This window comes from Flavobacterium franklandianum, assembly GCF_007097365.1.
Lineage (GTDB): Bacteria > Bacteroidota > Bacteroidia > Flavobacteriales > Flavobacteriaceae > Flavobacterium > Flavobacterium franklandianum.
In genome coordinates, this window is sequence record NZ_VJZR01000001.1 from 69859 (window position 1) to 85993 (window position 16135).

Annotated in this window: 17 protein-coding genes; 3 read left to right on the plus strand and 14 right to left on the minus strand. The window is 36.0% G+C overall.

The genetic code is table 11. From position 1 onward, the window contains the following. Window positions 1-34 precede the first annotated feature (34 nt). Both FNW17_RS00315 and FNW17_RS00320 read left to right on the plus strand, forming a co-directional pair. Window positions 35-493, plus strand: a complete 459-nt coding sequence (locus FNW17_RS00315; RefSeq protein ID WP_144070607.1) for a hypothetical protein — start codon at window positions 35-37, stop codon at window positions 491-493. Window positions 494-552: 59 nt separating this feature from the next. Next, on the plus strand, window positions 553-1209 hold the full coding sequence (locus tag FNW17_RS00320; RefSeq protein WP_144070608.1) for a CoA transferase subunit B: 657 nt from the start codon (window positions 553-555) through the stop codon (window positions 1207-1209). 86 nt (window positions 1210-1295) lie between these two features. On the opposite strand, the gene FNW17_RS00325 is transcribed toward FNW17_RS00320, so the two are convergent. Next, window positions 1296-2897 carry a fumarate hydratase gene (locus FNW17_RS00325; RefSeq protein ID WP_143390473.1) on the minus strand — a complete coding sequence of 534 codons (1602 nt, stop codon included), beginning with the start codon at window positions 2895-2897 and terminating at the stop codon, window positions 1296-1298. Window positions 2898-3243: 346 nt separating this feature from the next. After that, window positions 3244-3705 carry an IS200/IS605 family transposase gene (gene tnpA / locus FNW17_RS00330; RefSeq protein WP_143390472.1) on the minus strand — a complete coding sequence of 154 codons (462 nt, stop codon included), beginning with the start codon at window positions 3703-3705 and terminating at the stop codon, window positions 3244-3246. 49 nt (window positions 3706-3754) lie between these two features. Between tnpA and FNW17_RS00335 the strand changes: the two genes are divergently transcribed. Continuing rightward, window positions 3755-3964 (plus strand): hypothetical protein, encoded by a 210-nt coding sequence (locus FNW17_RS00335; RefSeq protein ID WP_144070609.1) that lies wholly within the window; start codon window positions 3755-3757, stop codon window positions 3962-3964. A 112-nt stretch (window positions 3965-4076) separates the two neighbouring features. Here FNW17_RS00335 and FNW17_RS00340 read toward each other — a convergent pair whose 3' ends face one another. The 12 genes from FNW17_RS00340 to FNW17_RS00395 form a co-directional block, all read right to left on the minus strand. Next, window positions 4077-5516, minus strand: coding sequence for a nucleoside recognition domain-containing protein (locus tag FNW17_RS00340; RefSeq protein WP_144070610.1), 1440 nt, complete (start codon window positions 5514-5516; stop codon window positions 4077-4079). Window positions 5517-5700: 184 nt separating this feature from the next. Beyond that, window positions 5701-6414 (minus strand): 3'-5' exonuclease, encoded by a 714-nt coding sequence (locus FNW17_RS00345; RefSeq protein ID WP_143390470.1) that lies wholly within the window; start codon window positions 6412-6414, stop codon window positions 5701-5703. A gap of 103 nt (window positions 6415-6517) precedes the next feature. After that, entirely contained in the window at window positions 6518-8875 is a 2358-nt protein-coding gene (locus FNW17_RS00350; protein ID WP_144070611.1) for a glycoside hydrolase family 3 N-terminal domain-containing protein, read from the minus strand. 90 nt (window positions 8876-8965) lie between these two features. Continuing rightward, window positions 8966-9475: a methylated-DNA--[protein]-cysteine S-methyltransferase gene (locus tag FNW17_RS00355; protein WP_144070612.1), complete on the minus strand. Its 510-nt coding sequence runs from the start codon at window positions 9473-9475 to the stop codon at window positions 8966-8968. 138 nt (window positions 9476-9613) lie between these two features. Beyond that, window positions 9614-10018, minus strand: coding sequence for a c-type cytochrome (locus tag FNW17_RS00360; protein WP_143390467.1), 405 nt, complete (start codon window positions 10016-10018; stop codon window positions 9614-9616). Window positions 10019-10020: 2 nt separating this feature from the next. Beyond that, complete coding sequence (hemB, locus tag FNW17_RS00365; RefSeq protein WP_144070613.1) at window positions 10021-11016, minus strand: porphobilinogen synthase; 996 nt, start codon at window positions 11014-11016, stop codon at window positions 10021-10023. Between the two features lie 56 nt (window positions 11017-11072). Beyond that, a complete protein-coding gene (hemF, locus tag FNW17_RS00370; RefSeq protein ID WP_143390465.1) occupies window positions 11073-11975 on the minus strand; it encodes an oxygen-dependent coproporphyrinogen oxidase in 903 nt (300 codons plus the stop codon). After that, a complete protein-coding gene (locus tag FNW17_RS00375; RefSeq protein WP_143390464.1) occupies window positions 11975-12808 on the minus strand; it encodes a BRO-N domain-containing protein in 834 nt (277 codons plus the stop codon). Before FNW17_RS00375 ends, hemF begins: the two co-directional genes overlap by 1 nt. A 51-nt stretch (window positions 12809-12859) precedes the next feature. Then, window positions 12860-13240 carry a hypothetical protein gene (locus FNW17_RS00380; protein WP_143390463.1) on the minus strand — a complete coding sequence of 127 codons (381 nt, stop codon included), beginning with the start codon at window positions 13238-13240 and terminating at the stop codon, window positions 12860-12862. A gap of 9 nt (window positions 13241-13249) precedes the next feature. Further along, window positions 13250-14278 (minus strand): uroporphyrinogen decarboxylase, encoded by a 1029-nt coding sequence (hemE, locus tag FNW17_RS00385; RefSeq protein WP_143390462.1) that lies wholly within the window; start codon window positions 14276-14278, stop codon window positions 13250-13252. Window positions 14279-14319: 41 nt separating this feature from the next. Further along, on the minus strand, window positions 14320-14982 hold the full coding sequence (locus tag FNW17_RS00390) for a uroporphyrinogen-III synthase (protein ID WP_144070614.1): 663 nt from the start codon (window positions 14980-14982) through the stop codon (window positions 14320-14322). A 3-nt stretch (window positions 14983-14985) separates the two neighbouring features. Beyond that, window positions 14986-16128: a PDDEXK nuclease domain-containing protein gene (locus tag FNW17_RS00395; protein ID WP_143390460.1), complete on the minus strand. Its 1143-nt coding sequence runs from the start codon at window positions 16126-16128 to the stop codon at window positions 14986-14988. Window positions 16129-16135: the final 7 nt, after the last annotated feature.

Here is a 16135-nt window from a genome sequence, read left to right on the forward strand (position 1 = left end):
AAAGAAAATAGTTTATACTTATAAAAAACAGAAAATGACTCGGAATTTATTTATTATGCTTTTTTTAATCTTAGTCTCTTGTAATAACTCTGAGTTCAAATCACATAGTATTAAATCAGGATTTATAAATGAGCCAGGTGAATATTCAATCTTTTTTAAAGATTTTAAAACTAGAAAAATAATAGTAAAACAACTTAAAGACGAATCTATAATATTTGCGATTACCGACAATTCAAATAAAATATTATTTCAACAAAATTTAAACGAAACCTTCAGTTCATATCATTATTGGTGTTTATATGTTGACGTAGATGCAAATATTTGGTTTTATAATTCGGATTATTCATCTTCTAAAGCAATTATCTTTAACAAAAAAACAGAGTTATATGAAATGAAAGATTTTTGCAATGAGAAATTAGTATTACCCGAAGAATTTAAAAAAGAATTAGACTTAAAAAGTACATTGCAAAGTTGTACCTCCATTAATAAATAAAGCAATAAAAAACTGTTTTGTGTTTGAAAATTCAGCGAATACCAAAAAACAAATCAATTATGCTAACAAAAGAAGATATCGCCAAACGAATCGCCCAAGAAGTCAAAGACAAATACTTTGTCAACCTCGGAATTGGTATTCCGACTTTGGTAGCCAATTATATCCCAAAAGGAATTGACGTCGAATTTCAAAGTGAAAACGGCGTTCTGGGAATGGGCCCTTTCCCGTTTGAAGGCAAAGAAGACGCTGATTTAATCAACGCTGGAAAACAAACCATCACGACTTTAGAAGGTGCTTCTTTCTTTGATTCAGCAATGAGTTTCGGAATGATTCGTGGGCAACACATCGATTTAACCATTCTTGGAGCGATGGAAGTTGCCGAAAACGGCGACATTGCCAACTGGAAAATCCCCGGAAAAATGGTCAAGGGAATGGGTGGAGCAATGGATTTAGTCGCTTCGGCCGAAAATATTATCGTAGCTATGATGCACGTCAACAAAGCGGGAGAAAGTAAAATTCTTAAAAAATGTACTTTGCCATTGACAGGTGTTGGCTGCGTGAAAAAAGTAGTAACGGAATTAGCTGTTCTCGAAGTAACTCCAAACGGCTTTAAACTCTTAGAACGCGCGCCAGGAGTTTCAGTTGAACACATCATCGCTTCCACCGAAGCTAATTTAATTATCGAAGGTGAAATTCCAGAAATGGTGATTGATTAGACTTTAAAAAAATAGCCACAGATTCACAGATTTTATAAAATTATAATCTGCAAATCTGCGGTAAAATAATACTTTGCTGATAAAAACTACAAATTCTCAAAGAAATCATTTCCTTTATCATCAGTAATAATAAAAGCTGGAAAATCTTTAATCGTGATTTTTCGAACGGCTTCCATTCCTAATTCTTCAAAATCAACAATCTCGACTGAAAGAATATTTTCTTTGGCCAAAATAGCGGCTGGACCACCAATAGAACCCAAATAGAATCCACCGTATTTCTGACAAGCTTCTTTTACTGCTGCCGTTCTATTGCCTTTGGCAAGCATTACCATACTTCCACCATTTTTTTGAAACTCATCAACATAAACATCCATTCTACCAGCAGTTGTTGGTCCAAAACTTCCAGAAGCCATTCCTTCCGGTGTTTTGGCTGGTCCTGCGTAATAAATTGGATGGTTTTTAAAGTATTCTGGCATTGGTTTTCCGGCATCCAATAATTCTTTGATTTTGGCGTGAGCAATATCACGAGCTACAATTAAAGTTCCGTTTAGTTTCAAGCGTGTTTTTATTGGATATTGGGATAATTTTTTTAGAATATCAGCCATTGGTTGGTTCAAATCAATTTCGACAGCTGGTTCCAAATGTGGCGCTGTTTCTGGCAAAAATTGTTTTGGATTCACTTCCAATTGCTCTACAAAAACACCTTCTTTGGTAATTTTTCCTTTAATATTTCTATCGGCTGAACAGGAAACTCCCAATCCAACTGGACAAGATGCTGCGTGACGAGGCAAACGAATTACTCGAACATCGTGTGTGAAATATTTACCACCAAATTGTGCTCCAATAGCACTTTGTTGGCAAATTAACTGTACTCTTTTCTCCCATTCTAAATCACGGAAAGCCTGACCTGACATATTTCCAGAGGTTGGCAAATGGTCAAAATAACCAGCTGAGGCTTTTTTAACAGCAGCCAAATTCGCTTCTGCCGAAGTTCCTCCAATCACTAAAGCCAAGTGATACGGCGGACAAGCCGAAGTTCCCAAATCCTTAATTTTGGATTGAACAAAAGCATCCAATGATTTTTCATTCAATAGAGATTTCGTTTGTTGGTACAAGAAAGTTTTATTGGCAGAACCGCCTCCTTTTGCCAAGAACAAGAACTCGTAAGAAGCTCCTTTTTTGGCATAAATATCAATCTGCGCCGGAAGATTCGAACCCGAGTTTTTTTCTTCAAACATACTAATAGGCACAATCTGGGAATAACGAAGATTTCTTTCCTGATAAGTGTTAAAAATTCCTTTTGATAACCATTCGGCATCATCGACTCCTGTGTATACATTTTCCCCTTTTTTGGCCATTACAATTGCTGTTCCGGTGTCTTGGCAAGAAGGTAATTCTCCATCAATGGCAACAACAGCGTTTTGCAATAAATTGTAAGCCACGAAACGGTCGTTGTCTGTTGCTTCTGGATCATCAAGAATGGCTTTTAATTTGGATAAATGTGCTGTTCGTAACATAAAAGAAACATCTTTCAGAGCTTCTTGAGACAACAATTCTAAACCTTTTGGGTCAACGGTCAAGATTTCTCTGTCTCCTAGTTTTTCGGTTTTTACAAAATCGGAAGTGATTTTGCGGTATTGGGTATCGTCTTTTAAAATGGGATAAGGATCCTGGTATATAAATTCCATAATATGAGGTTATTTTTAGAACGTCAAATATAAGAATTGTAGAAAGAATTTCTTGAGATTTATATCAAGTTATGCTTTAGAATTGTTATAAATTAAAGAGGGTTAAGTTGTCTAAAATGATTGTATTCTATTCCAAAAATTGAATTTGATTAAAAAATTCATTGCAAAAATATCGATCTTTCTACTCCAACGGATTAAAATCCGTTACTTCAACATTTGTCGTTCCTACGGAACTTTAGCATTTTCATAGACTTCTTAGAGCCATCGGCTCGGAACATATTGTAGCAACGGATTTTAATCCGTTGGAAACAATCAAAAATAATCAACAAAGAGCCTTAGGCTCGGCTCATATTAAATCTTCAAAAACATATCTCTCATCAAACGGAACTTCGAACTTATCTAAAAACTCCAAATATTCCTTCTTGAAAGTTTGTTTCTTGTGATGTTCTTCTTGGTTGGCAATATATTTATAAACTACATCAACTTGAGAATGACCATATGAAAACGCACCATAACCTTCCTGCCATTCAAACCTTGATTTAGTCAAATGATGGTCATTAATGTATTTTGATGATTTTGCTTTTACCGTTTTCATTAGTTCCGAGATTGAAACTGTAGGTTTTAAACCTAAAAAACAATGAACGTGATCTTTAACTCCATTTACAATGATCGTTTTACAACCCGTTTCATTTATCAAATTGCCAATAACTCCAAACACTATTGATTTCCATTCATCAGCAATTACAGCTTCGCGATATTTTACGGCAAAAACAACCTGAATATACACTTGATGATAGGTGTTTGCCATATTTTTAATTTTAATTTTTGAATCCGTAGCAAAAAAATGTTCCGTTCCTATGGAACTCCGTTGCTTATTATTTCATATCATCAACGGATTAAAATCCGTTGCTACAATATGGATCGTTCCTACGGAACTTTTACGTACTTCAAAGAGCCAGCGACTCGGAACATTTGTAGGCTGGATTAAAATCCGTTGCTACAATATAGATCGATCCTACGGAACTTTTACGTACTTCAAAGAGCCAGCGGCTCGGAACATTTTGTAGGCTGGACTAAAATCCGTTGCTACAATATGGATCGTTCCTACGGAACTTTTACGTACTTCAAAGAGCCAGCGGCTCGGAACATTTGTAGGGCTGGACTTTAGTCCAGTTAATTCTAAAAAAACCAGCTCGCCACAAAAATCGCCGTAATCACGCAAATCAAATCAACTAATAACATTGTTTGCAATGCATAACGGGTGTTTTTGATATTTACCGATCCAAAATAAACTGCAATTACGTAGAAAGTGCTTTCGGCACTGCACTGAAATATAGAACTCAACCTTCCCGTCATAGAATCGGCACCAAAAGTATTCATCGAATCAATCAAAAATCCTCTTGATCCAGCAGAACTAAATGGTCTCAACATCGCAACAGGCAAAGCATCTGTAATTTGTTTATTGACACCCATATTCGAAAAAGCAAAAGCAATCCAATTGCTAATAATTTCAAACAACCCACTATTCCTGAATAAAGAAATAGCCACCAACATTCCCAATACATAAGGGAAAATGGTCACTCCTGTTTTAACACCATTATTAGCACCTACTACAAAGGATTCATAAACAGTCGTATTGGCATCTGTGAATTTTTTCTCTTTAATGAAAGAAAAGATCAAAGTAAAAACAATAATTCCAACCAATATTAAAGCGGAAAGATTGGAGGTGAAATAGTTTTTTCCAATTAAATCCAGATGATTTACATACATCAACAAACCTATAATGGCTGCAATCAATACCATCAACCCAATAACCAAAGAAGCACTTTTGAAATTAATTTTTTGTTTGATTCCAACAATCAAGAAAGCAGCAATTGTACCAATAAAAGAAGTGATGATACAAGGTAACATTACATCGGCAGGATTACTGGCACCAGCGGCAGCACGATAACCAATTATGGAAGTTGCGATTAAAGTAAGTCCCGAAGCGTGCAAACACATAAACATAATTTGGGCATCACTCGCCTTGTCTTTTTCGGGATTTATTTCTTGTAAACTTTCCATTGCTTTTAATCCAAAAGGAGTTGCGGCTGAATCCAATCCTAAGAAATTGGCAGCAAAATTTAAAGTCATATAGGAAATCGATGGGTGATTTTTTGGAATACTTGGAAACACTTTTACGAAAACGGGACTCAATACTTTTGCCAGTTTTTCTGACACTCCCGAAATGATTAAAAGCTCCATCAAACCGCAGAAAAAAGCCAAATACGCCATAAGTGGCAAAATCAAATCGAGTAAAGTGCTTTTGCAAGTGGGCAATAAACCATCGGATTTTTGAACACCACTAAAAATTTTCACTACTTTATTTTTATAAACATAAGTAGAATCTGCATTTAGCGTATCTCTATTGACAATAAAGGTTTTATCTTCCGATTTATTGATGCTATCCTTTATAAAAGCAGGAATCTGATCGATATATTTTTCTGAAATCAGAATAGGATCGTCTTTTTTTCCGTTCAAAACATGGTCGATCGTGTAGCTGTTGCCAGAAAACAAACTAAAAATCACAAATACAATTGACGAAATGAAAATTACCAACCAAAATCTACTCAATACCATAATATATAATTTTTGTAAATGTAATAAATCAATAGCAATTGCAATGGCAATGCCAATGGCAATAAAAAATTTCTAAATATGAAAACTCATATCTTCATTTTTAAAAGTCAATTAAAATTAAATATTTTTTCATTATCATTTTTCATATTGTAATTACAATTGAATTTTGATATTGCCATTGTTTTTACACGTGAATAATCTCTTCCTCAATTAATAAATCTTCGCGTCTTAATCGAAGGAAAATCTGCGCCACAGCAATGGTGTCTTTTTCGCAATAGGTTACAATTCTATCGATGTCTTTTTCTACATAAAAAACGTGACCCACTTGACTGCCGTCGATATCGCCTTTTGGAGAAGGGATTCCAAGGACTTTGCACATTAATTTCAAGGAAGTGAAATGTTTGTAATCGCCAAATTTCCACAATTCTAAAGTGTCTAAATGCGGAATTTCCCAGGGTTTTTTTCCAAATAAATTCAGCTTGTTGGGAATGGCAATGTTATTAATAATCATTCGGCGAGCGATAAACGGAATGTCGAATTCCTTGGCATTATGACCACACAAAACGTGTTGAGGCTGGTTGAAATGATTGTTCAAAAGGTTGATAAAATCGAGCAAGATTATCTTTTCTTCACCAAAAAAGGAAGTAACTCTAAAATTCCGAATATCGCCTTTGATGACAAAATACCCAACTGAAATACAGACAATTTTACCGAACTCGGCCCAAATTCCTGCTCGTTCATAAAAATCTTCTGGAGTATATTCGTCTTTCCGTTGGTATTGTGTTTTGTGTTCCCAAAGATCTTTCATTTCATCGTCAAGCGAATTGAAATCGGCTACTTCTGGAACGGTTTCTATATCGAGAAACAGAATGTTGTTGAGGTTGATTTTTTCTATCATAATTCATTTATTTAGGAATCATATTTTATTTGGCCACCCTTTTTAACGCGAAATTAACCGAAAAGACAACTTGATTAACGTTTTAAATCGTTCAAAAAACCACTCAATTTTCTACTTTCAAAATCACTTTTTGCAAGTCATTATCCGCAGAAGAACTACCTGCCATAATCTCAAAATCTCCAGCTTCAGTAGTATACTTCATCGACAAATCCCAAAGCGAAAGTTTATCTGGTGTGATGTCGAATGTAACTGTTTTACTTTCTCCTGCTTTCAATGAAACCCTCTTAAACCCTTTCAATTCTTTTACGGGAACAGTTACTGAACTTACTAAATCGTGAATATACATTTGAACTATTTCATCACCGTCCGTTTTTCCAGAATTTGTGATTGTTACGCTTACAGATGTACTCTCACCAATTTTGATAGTATTCTTGTTCAAAATTGGTTTAGAATAAGTAAAATGAGTATAACTTAAACCAAAACCAAAATTATAAAGTGGGGAATTTTCTTCGAAGTGATACCCTCTTCGAGCCGTTGATTTATGGTTATAATAGGCTGGGATTTGACCTGTAGTTCGAGGAAAAGTAACGGGTAATTTGCCACTTGGATTTACATTTCCTAACAAAACATCCCCTACGGCATTGCCCCCTTCTTGACCCAAATACCAACATTCTAAAATCGAATTGGCTTTTTCTTGCACATTTTGAATAGCCAATGGAGCTCCATTAAATAAAGTAACAACAATAGGTTTGCCTAATTTTGACAATCTATTTAGTAATTCATTTTGCTGACCAAAAAGTTCAATACTTGACCGGTCTCCTAAATGACTTTCTGCCCATCCTTCTCTATTTAATGCTTCGTCTGAACCTAATGCTAAAATAATGACATCCGCATTTTCAGCAACTTTAATAGCCTCTTCTATACGGGCTTTATTGTCTTTTTCTTCTGTAGGCGTTATAGTATCTTTGTACCATCTGTTCCATTCATTTTCTTCAATCAATCTGCAGCCTTCGGCATAAGAAACCTTTACTTTATCTCCAAACTTGTTTTTTATACCCTCCAATAAAGTTGTTACATATTTGGGAGAATCGCTATACCCGCCCAATTGCTTGCGATTTGCATTAGGACCTATAACGGCCAATGTTTTTATTTTGGATAAATCCAAAGGCAAAAAATCATCGTTGTTTTGTAACAAAACAATTGCTTTATCGGCAGCTTCTTTTGCTAATTTCTTACTTGATTCGAGGTTTGAAACTACTTCTGCATTGACAACATCTACATAAGGATTTTCGAATAAACCCATTAAAAATTTTGCTTTTAAAATTCTAGATACGGTTTCATCAAGAACACCCATAGATAATTTTCCGGATTCAACAGCTGGTTTCAAATATTGGTATGTTGTAATATCTGGAGTTTCAATATCAACGCCAGTTTTGAATGCCAAAATTCCTGCTTCGGCTTGTGTTTCTGTCAAATGATGGAGACTTTGAAGTTCCGAAATAGCACCATAATCAGAAACTACTAGGCCTTTAAACCCCCATTCCTCTTTCAAAATTTTCTTAAGCAAAAACTCATTTGCATGCGAAGGAACGCCATCAATTTCGTTATACGAAGCCATAACAGACTGTGCGTTTGCTTCTTTGATAGCCGCATAAAATGGGGGCAAAAAGGCCTCTCTTATTTCCCTCTCGCCCAAGTTTGCAGGCGATGTGTTATTACCTGCTTCAGGTTGTCCGTGTCCTGTTAAATGTTTCAGCGTAGCCATAACATGACTTTTATCTATTCCGTTTGTCGTATTCTCTCCTTGAAACCCTTTTACTGCGGCAACACCCATTCGAGAAACCAAATAAGGATCTTCGCCATAGGTTTCTTCAAAACGTCCCCATCGAGGATCACGAGCAATATCAATTACTGGAGCCAAAACATGATGAGCTCCACGAGAGCGAACCTCTGCGGCTACTGTTGTAAAAATGCGTTTTATTAATTCATCATCCCAAGTAGAGGCAAGCCCTATCGACTGAGGAAAACTAGTAGCGTCTTTGGCAGGTAAACCATGTAATGCTTCTTCGTGAAATAAAACGGGAATGCCTAAACGCGTATTCTTGACAAATAATTTTTGAATTGCATTTGTAATTTCGGCCATCTGCTTTGGGTTTCGGCCATAGCTTCCATTCAAAGAACCATTTGGATTTTCGCTTGGACGGTTTATTTCTCCTATTCCAAAAGGCAGATTTTTTTTTGCTTTTTCAATATCAAAATTTCCATTGGCATCATACAAAAACTCGTTCCGTTTTTTCCATATACTCATCGTTTGTGCTACTTTTTCATCTAGTGTCATTTTACTTAAGAGATCGCTTACGCGAATATCTATGGGTTGTTTTGGATCTTTATATAAAGGAATTTGGGCAGAAATAAAACAAGTTTCAAAGAGAAATAGCACAATACAGACAGTTTTTTTCATAGGATATTGATAAAAATATTTAATTTTTTTTGAATAGGTTTTCAGAATAATAGTCAATCTAGTTTTTTATATTTCAAATATACTTTTAATTTATAAGTCACTAAACAACCCTTGTTGCTTAGAGGGATTTTCGTGTTCCAAAAGCCATTTTTTGCGCCACAATCCTCCAGCATAACCCGTAAGCGAACCATCGGAACCGATGACTCTGTGACAAGGAACGACAATCCAAAGCGGATTTTTCCCGTTGGCCGAAGCTACGGCACGAATGGCTTTGACATCTCCTAATTTTTTCGATAGTTCCAAATACGACATTGTTTTCCCGAAAGGAATTTCGAGTAAGCCTTTCCAAACTTTTTGTTGAAATTCAGTCCCAGATGTATTCAATTTGAAGGTGAAATCGTTTCTTTTTCCTTCGAAATAATCGTTGAGTTGAGAAGCAGCTTCTTGTAAAACTTTTGGAATAGAATCTGACATTTGCTTCGCCTGTTCGAGCTTTGCTGTCGAGTCGCCTTCATCGGACACGGAAATTACTGAAACACCGTTTTCGTCTCCTATTATTTTGGCAATTCCTAAAGGAGTTTTGATGTAAGTGGTTTCCATATTTTAAAGATATGTTTTTTTTGGTTTGAATACAGATTTTTGTAAATAAAAAAAACCATCTCAGTTGAAATGGTTTAGATTTTTATCTCTAATAATTGAATTGATATCACAATTCTCCCGACAAATTCAGGATAATAATTATTTCAAATTCGTATAAATATAGGCTTCCAAAGCTTTTAATTCTTCATCCGAAAAAGTCTTTGTTATGACTAAATTTGGTTTCATCAGTTCGTATTGAGTTGGATCTACAATGGGTTCCCCTTCGCCTTTAAGGAAAGTTACCATATCACCTTTTTTTTCTTTATATGTTTTGGCAATGACCTGTAAACTTGGCCCAATGAGTTTAACATCGGGTTTATGGCAAGCAATACAAGCTCCTTTTCCATTAAAAATTTCCTTGCCTAAATCTTCTGGCTTTTGAATTTCGGATGTTGTCTCAGTTGTTGTTTCAGGCTTGCCAAAGGATTCTTCTGAACCGTCTTTTTTGCAAGAAACAATAGTTAGCATTCCTGCCAATAACATTGGTAATATAACTTTTTTCATTTTTATTTATTTAAAATTATTGCGGCTTCTTTAGCAAAATAGGTTGAAATTAAACTCGCTCCAGCTCTTTTTATACACATTAATTGTTCCATCATAATCTTGTCGTGGTCTAGCCAACCTCTTTCGGCAGCGGCTTTTATCATTGCATATTCGCCAGAAACGTGAAAAACAGTTACGGGAACGTTCACGGCATTTCTCACTTCGCGAACGATGTCAAGATAAGCAATTCCGGGTTTTACCATCACCATATCAGCTCCTTCTTCTACGTCCATTAAGGCTTCACGAATGGCTTCGATGCGGTTGGCATAATCCATTTGATAGGTTTTTTTGTCTTTTGGAACAACGATATCTGCCTCTTTTGGCGCACTGCCTAAAGCATCACGAAAAGGGCCATAAAAAGCCGAAGCATATTTAGCCGAATAACTCATAATACCTACATTCTGAAATCCTGCGGAATCCAATCCTTGGCGCAAACGCAAAACGCGACCGTCCATCATATCGCTTGGCGCTACAAAATCGGCTCCAGCCTGAGCGTGAGAAACTGCCATTTTTACCAATGCTTCATTAGTGGCATCGTTAGCAATATCACCGTTTTCGATGATGCCATCGTGGCCATAAATAGAATAGGGATCCAAAGCCACATCGGGCATTACAATCATTTCGGGACAAGCCGCTTTGATAGCGCGAATGGCTTGTTGCATTAATCCATTGGGATTCCAAGCTTCGACACCAGCATTGTCTTTCAAATTCTCGCTTACTTTTACGTAAATGTTTACAGCACGAATTCCTAAAACATAAATTTCTTTGACTTCTTCAACCGTTAAATCAATCGAACGTCGGAAGATTCCGGGCATCGATGGAATGGCAACTTTTACATTTTCGCCTTCGGCAATAAACATTGGAAACATAAAATCGGTTGGACTTAATGTGGTTTCGCGAACTAAGGAACGAATGCTTTCATTCACACGTAATCTTCTGCCTCTTTGTAATGGGAACATATTATTTTGTTTAAATTGTTTAAAAGTTTAAGGTTTAAAGTTGTTTTACTTTATGCTTAAACCCAATCTATTGGTTGTTGTAATACTTTCAGTAATTTCTCTTCTTCGCTTCCCGATTCTGGATGATGATCGTAAACCCACTGAACGTGTGGCGGCAAACTCATCAGGATACTTTCGATTCTGCCATTGGTTTTCAATCCAAACAAAGTGCCTTTATCGTGTACCAAATTGAATTCGACATAACGACCGCGACGGATTTCTTGCCACGTTCTTTGTTCTGGAGTATATTGTAAATTTTTTCTTTTTTCAACAATTGGAACATAAGCTTCCAAGAAACTGTTACCGACTTCGGATACAAAATTGAACCAATTTTCCATTGACATATCGTCATTTGCTTTGCAATAATCGAAAAACAAACCACCAATTCCTCGTGCTTCATTGCGATGCGCGTTCCAAAAATAGGTGTCACATTGCTTTTTGTATTTTGGATAAAAATCAGGATTGTGTTTGTCGCAAGCGGTTTTACAAGTCTGATGAAAGTGTTTTGCATCTTCCTCAAACAAATAATAAGGCGTTAAATCCTGTCCCCCACCAAACCATTGCTGGATCACTTTTCCGTTATCATCATACATTTCGAAATAGCGCCAATTAGCGTGAACCGTTGGCACCATTGGGCTTTTTGGATGCAAAACCAAACTCAATCCGCAAGCAAAAAAATCTGCTTCGCCCACGTTGAATAATTTTTGCATACTGTCAGGCAATTTTCCGTGAACTGCCGAAATATTGACACCGCCTTTTTCGAAAACGGCTCCGTTTTCAATCACGCGTGTTCGTCCGCCTCCACCTTCTGGTCGTTCCCAAATATCCTCACGGAATTTGGTTGCACCATCAGCATCTTCCAATCCTTTGCAGATTTGGTCTTGAAGGTTTTGTATGTATTGGTAAAATTTATTTTTCATTACTCCAATTCCTTTTTATTTTCCAAATAATCACTAGCATTCAATTTATTTACTACTTTCTTTCCTGTCTTTTCTTCAATTTGCTTGCGTGTATTTCCAGCAATTGTGCCTCCTTGCTTAGCAATTTTTTTATTTTCCACAAAGTTTTTAGGTTTCTTTTCCTTGCTAATTTCTGTTGTGGTAGCTTCTGCCAACATATTGAGTACTAATTCCAGATTACTCATATTGTCTGGCAAATTTTCTTTTTTTAACCCTTTATGATTTTTGTATTTTTTTACCGATAAACCACTCCAAGCTTTGGTGATTTCATCAGTAAGAATGGCATATTCTTGTCCTTTTTTCACACCTCGTTTGTCCCATTCATCGGTAAGATCTTTTCTTACTTCAATACTTTTCAAACGTTGGTTTACCCATTCTTTGGAATATCCTTTTTTGAGATAAGTTTCCATAAGCCTGTCAAAACCAAGTTCAGGGTCTTCAATTTCATCAATGCGTTCTCTTCCCACTTGAGCCAACCACAGTTTGAAAGGTTCTGCTTTTTTAGATGGAACAGATTGTATTAATCGAAACAGTTGTTCGGTATCGGCAACATCGGTCAATCGCATTTTTCCATCATCAGCAAGTAGTTTCAACTGTCCGATTTTTTCGGACACTTCACTTCCTTCTCTTATTAATTTAGATTTTAAATCACTCCAATATTTTCTTGGTCGATCATTTTCAATCAAAACTTGTAATACATCAACAATAGAAAAATACCATTTTTCTTCGTCATCAATCCAAATAGAACGAATTTGTTTTTGTTCGAATAGTTTAATGGCGGTTTCTTTGGTCATAATTTTATATTTTAATAAAATTTGTCTTGAAGGTTTTGAATTTATTGATCATTATAAATTTGCTTTTGCAGCAGCTGTCTTATTAAATATTTCAAACGAAAAAGTCTTGCTTTCCTGTTGAACATAATCATAAATGGCAATGGATTTTTCAGAAAAATCAAATTGATTTTCTTTCGAAAGTGCCATCAAGAAATCGGCAAATATTTCGAAATGATTCCAGTCAAAATGAAGGCGTTCCAAGTGAGAAATCAATTGCTTTTCGTCGAAATCACGAAGACTTTCGACATTCATTCCCAAATCTTTTAACTCATTTTCTAACTGCAACAAGTCTTCTAAATTCCAGAATTTAGGCACAAAAGTCAACGATCTCAACATTTTTAGAATATTGTCAATTCGAATACTTTCCTGATCTCGTAAGCCTTTGTTTAGCATTTTTTAAAACTACTTTTGTCTGTATTCCTTCACCGCGTCAACAAAAGCCTTTGCGTGATCCACAGGAATATTTGGCAAAATTCCGTGACCTAAATTGGCAATGTATTTGTCTTTTCCGAATTCGTCTATCATTTCGTGAACCATTTTCTTGATGGTTGGAATTGGCGAAAGTAATCTTGACGGATCAAAATTTCCTTGTAACGTTACATTTCCACCAGACAAATAACGGGCATTTCTTGGCGAACAAGTCCAATCTACTCCAAGTGCTGAAGCTTTACTTTTCCCCATTTCATTCAAAGCAAACCAACATCCTTTTCCGAAAACGATAACAGGCGTAACTTCGGCCAAGGCATCCACGATTTGGTTGATGTATTTCCAAGAGAACTCCTGATAATCCACAGGCGAAAGCATTCCTCCCCAAGAGTCGAAAATCTGGATGGCATCGCAACCTGCTTTTACTTTTTCTTTTAAATATAAAATAGTTGTATCGGTAATTTTTTGCAATAAAGTATGCGCTGCAACTGGGTTTGAGAAACAAAATCCTTTGGCAGTATCAAAACTTTTCGAACCTTTTCCTTCCACAGCATAACAGAAAATCGTCCAAGGTGAACCGGCGAAACCAATTAATGGCACCTCATCGTTCAACATTTCTTTAGTCAATTTGATGGCATCAAAAACGTAGCCTAAAGTTTCATTTACATCTGGAACATACACCTGGTTTACTTGCTCCATCGTACGAATAGGATTGGGAATAATGGGACCCAAATTGTCTTTCAATTCTACGTGAATTCCCATTGCTCTTGGTACTACCAAAATATCCGAAAACAAAATCGCAGCATCTGGTCCGACAATACGAATAGGTTGTACAGTGATTTCTGCGGCTAATTCCGGCGTTTCGCAACGGGTGAAAAAATCATATTTGTCACGCAATGCTCTGAATTCAGGCAAATATCTTCCCGCTTGACGCATCATCCAAACTGGTGGACGTTCTACAGTTTCTCCTCTTAATGCTTTTAAAAATAGGTCGTTCTTTATCATTTTTTATTTTTTTTCTAATTCCCCTTTCGGGGTTTGGGGGATTATTTATATTCTTCGATTACATCTTCGATCACATTATCAACCGAAGGCTGATCGGCGACTATTATATTTCTGGTTGTTTTTTCTAATGCTTCAGCGGTGGTTTCGCCAATGCAAAAACAAATTTCGTTTTTTATTTTGTTATCCTTCAAATAACTTTCAATGGCTGACGGACTGAAAAACAGGATTCCATCGACTGAAGTTTTTATTTTTTGTGGCGTTAATGTCGTTTCGTATACCTGAATTTCATTGAAATTAACTTTGGCCGCTTTCAGTGCTTTTGGCAAAGTTTCTTTTCGCAAATTTCCGCTGAAAAAAGTAAAACTTTCATTGGAATAAATCAAGGTGATAATTTCGGCCAAATCGGAAGCGTAATCTACGTAAACAACGACATTAAACCCGTTTTCTTCTAATAAATCTTTGGTTTTTATACCAACACAAAATACATTTTTGGACATTAATTCTTCCACTTTTGGATGAAGAAACACACTTTGAGCTGCATTTTGACTAGTAAAGATCAGGTTATCGTTGATTTTTTTTAAATCAAAATCAGAGTTTTCAGTTTTTATAAAATTAGCTTCGGTAACTGAAAAACCAGCGTCTAATAAGGCTTGCTTTTGATGACTCAAAAGTATTTTTGTGGAGAGAATGCTAGTTGTACTCATTTTTTATTTGTTTGGTTTTGTTTCAGAAATCAAAATACGTTGAAATTCGGCTACTGTTGGTAATTTTCCAATCATTTCTTCTGGCAATTGTTTGCTCAAAATGTATTCGGCAACTCCTATTGGTTTATTCGCATTTCTCAAAGTGTATTCTACTTCCAAATGGTTTTTCTCAGGAACTAATAAAATTCCAATACTCGGTTGGTCATCAAATTGTTTCAATTGTTCGTCCATCAATTGCAAATAAAAATCAAGTTTCCCAACAAATTCCGGCTCAAATTCTACGACTTTCAATTCTACAGCCACCAAACATTTGAGGATTCTATGATAAAAAAGCAAATCGATATAATAATCTTTATCGCCCAACGAAAGTCTATATTGGTTGCCAATGAAACAAAATCCATAACCCAATTCCAGCATCAGTCGCTTTACGTTTTCGACCATTGTGTTTTCTAATGCTTTTTCGGTAACGGGTTTGTTGATGTCTAAAAAATCAAGACTATAAACACTTTTTATGCTTTCCCGTGCTTGTTCCTGAAAATGTTCGGGCAAGGCTTTTGCGAAATTATGCTGTGATGGTTTTGTTGTGTAATGTTCGTAAGAGTTTGCTTTAATTTGATGTAATAAAACCGCTCGACTGTATCTATTTTTAATGGTTTGTTCTAAATAAAAAATCCTTGCTTTAGGCTCTTTTACCTTTTGAAGAATTAAAACATTGTGTTGCCAAGGAGTTGCAGCAATAAGTTTTTTTACATATTCCAAATGTGAATCAGCTTGATTCACATTTGCATTTTCTAATTGTGAAACCGGCGGTTTCACATTTGTGTTTTCTAATTGCGAACCAGCTTGATTCACATTTGAATACTCTGCAACTAATTGCTTCATAAATTGAAGATTTCGGGGCGACCAACTCACTCCTTCTCCAATTAACTGCGGTAAATCTCGACTCAATAATAAAATAACCGATTTTCCCCAACCAAATTCCTCTTGCTTTTTGATAATCAATTCGCCGATATTCCAATACAATTGGTTCGAAATAGTTTGCACCGACTGAATCGCCTGTACCCGATGTTGTTGGACAGCAGTTGCCACATCCGAAAGAAATTCGTTGTAAGCATCTGGCGAAATGTCTTTGTTCAACTGGGTCATAACTTGT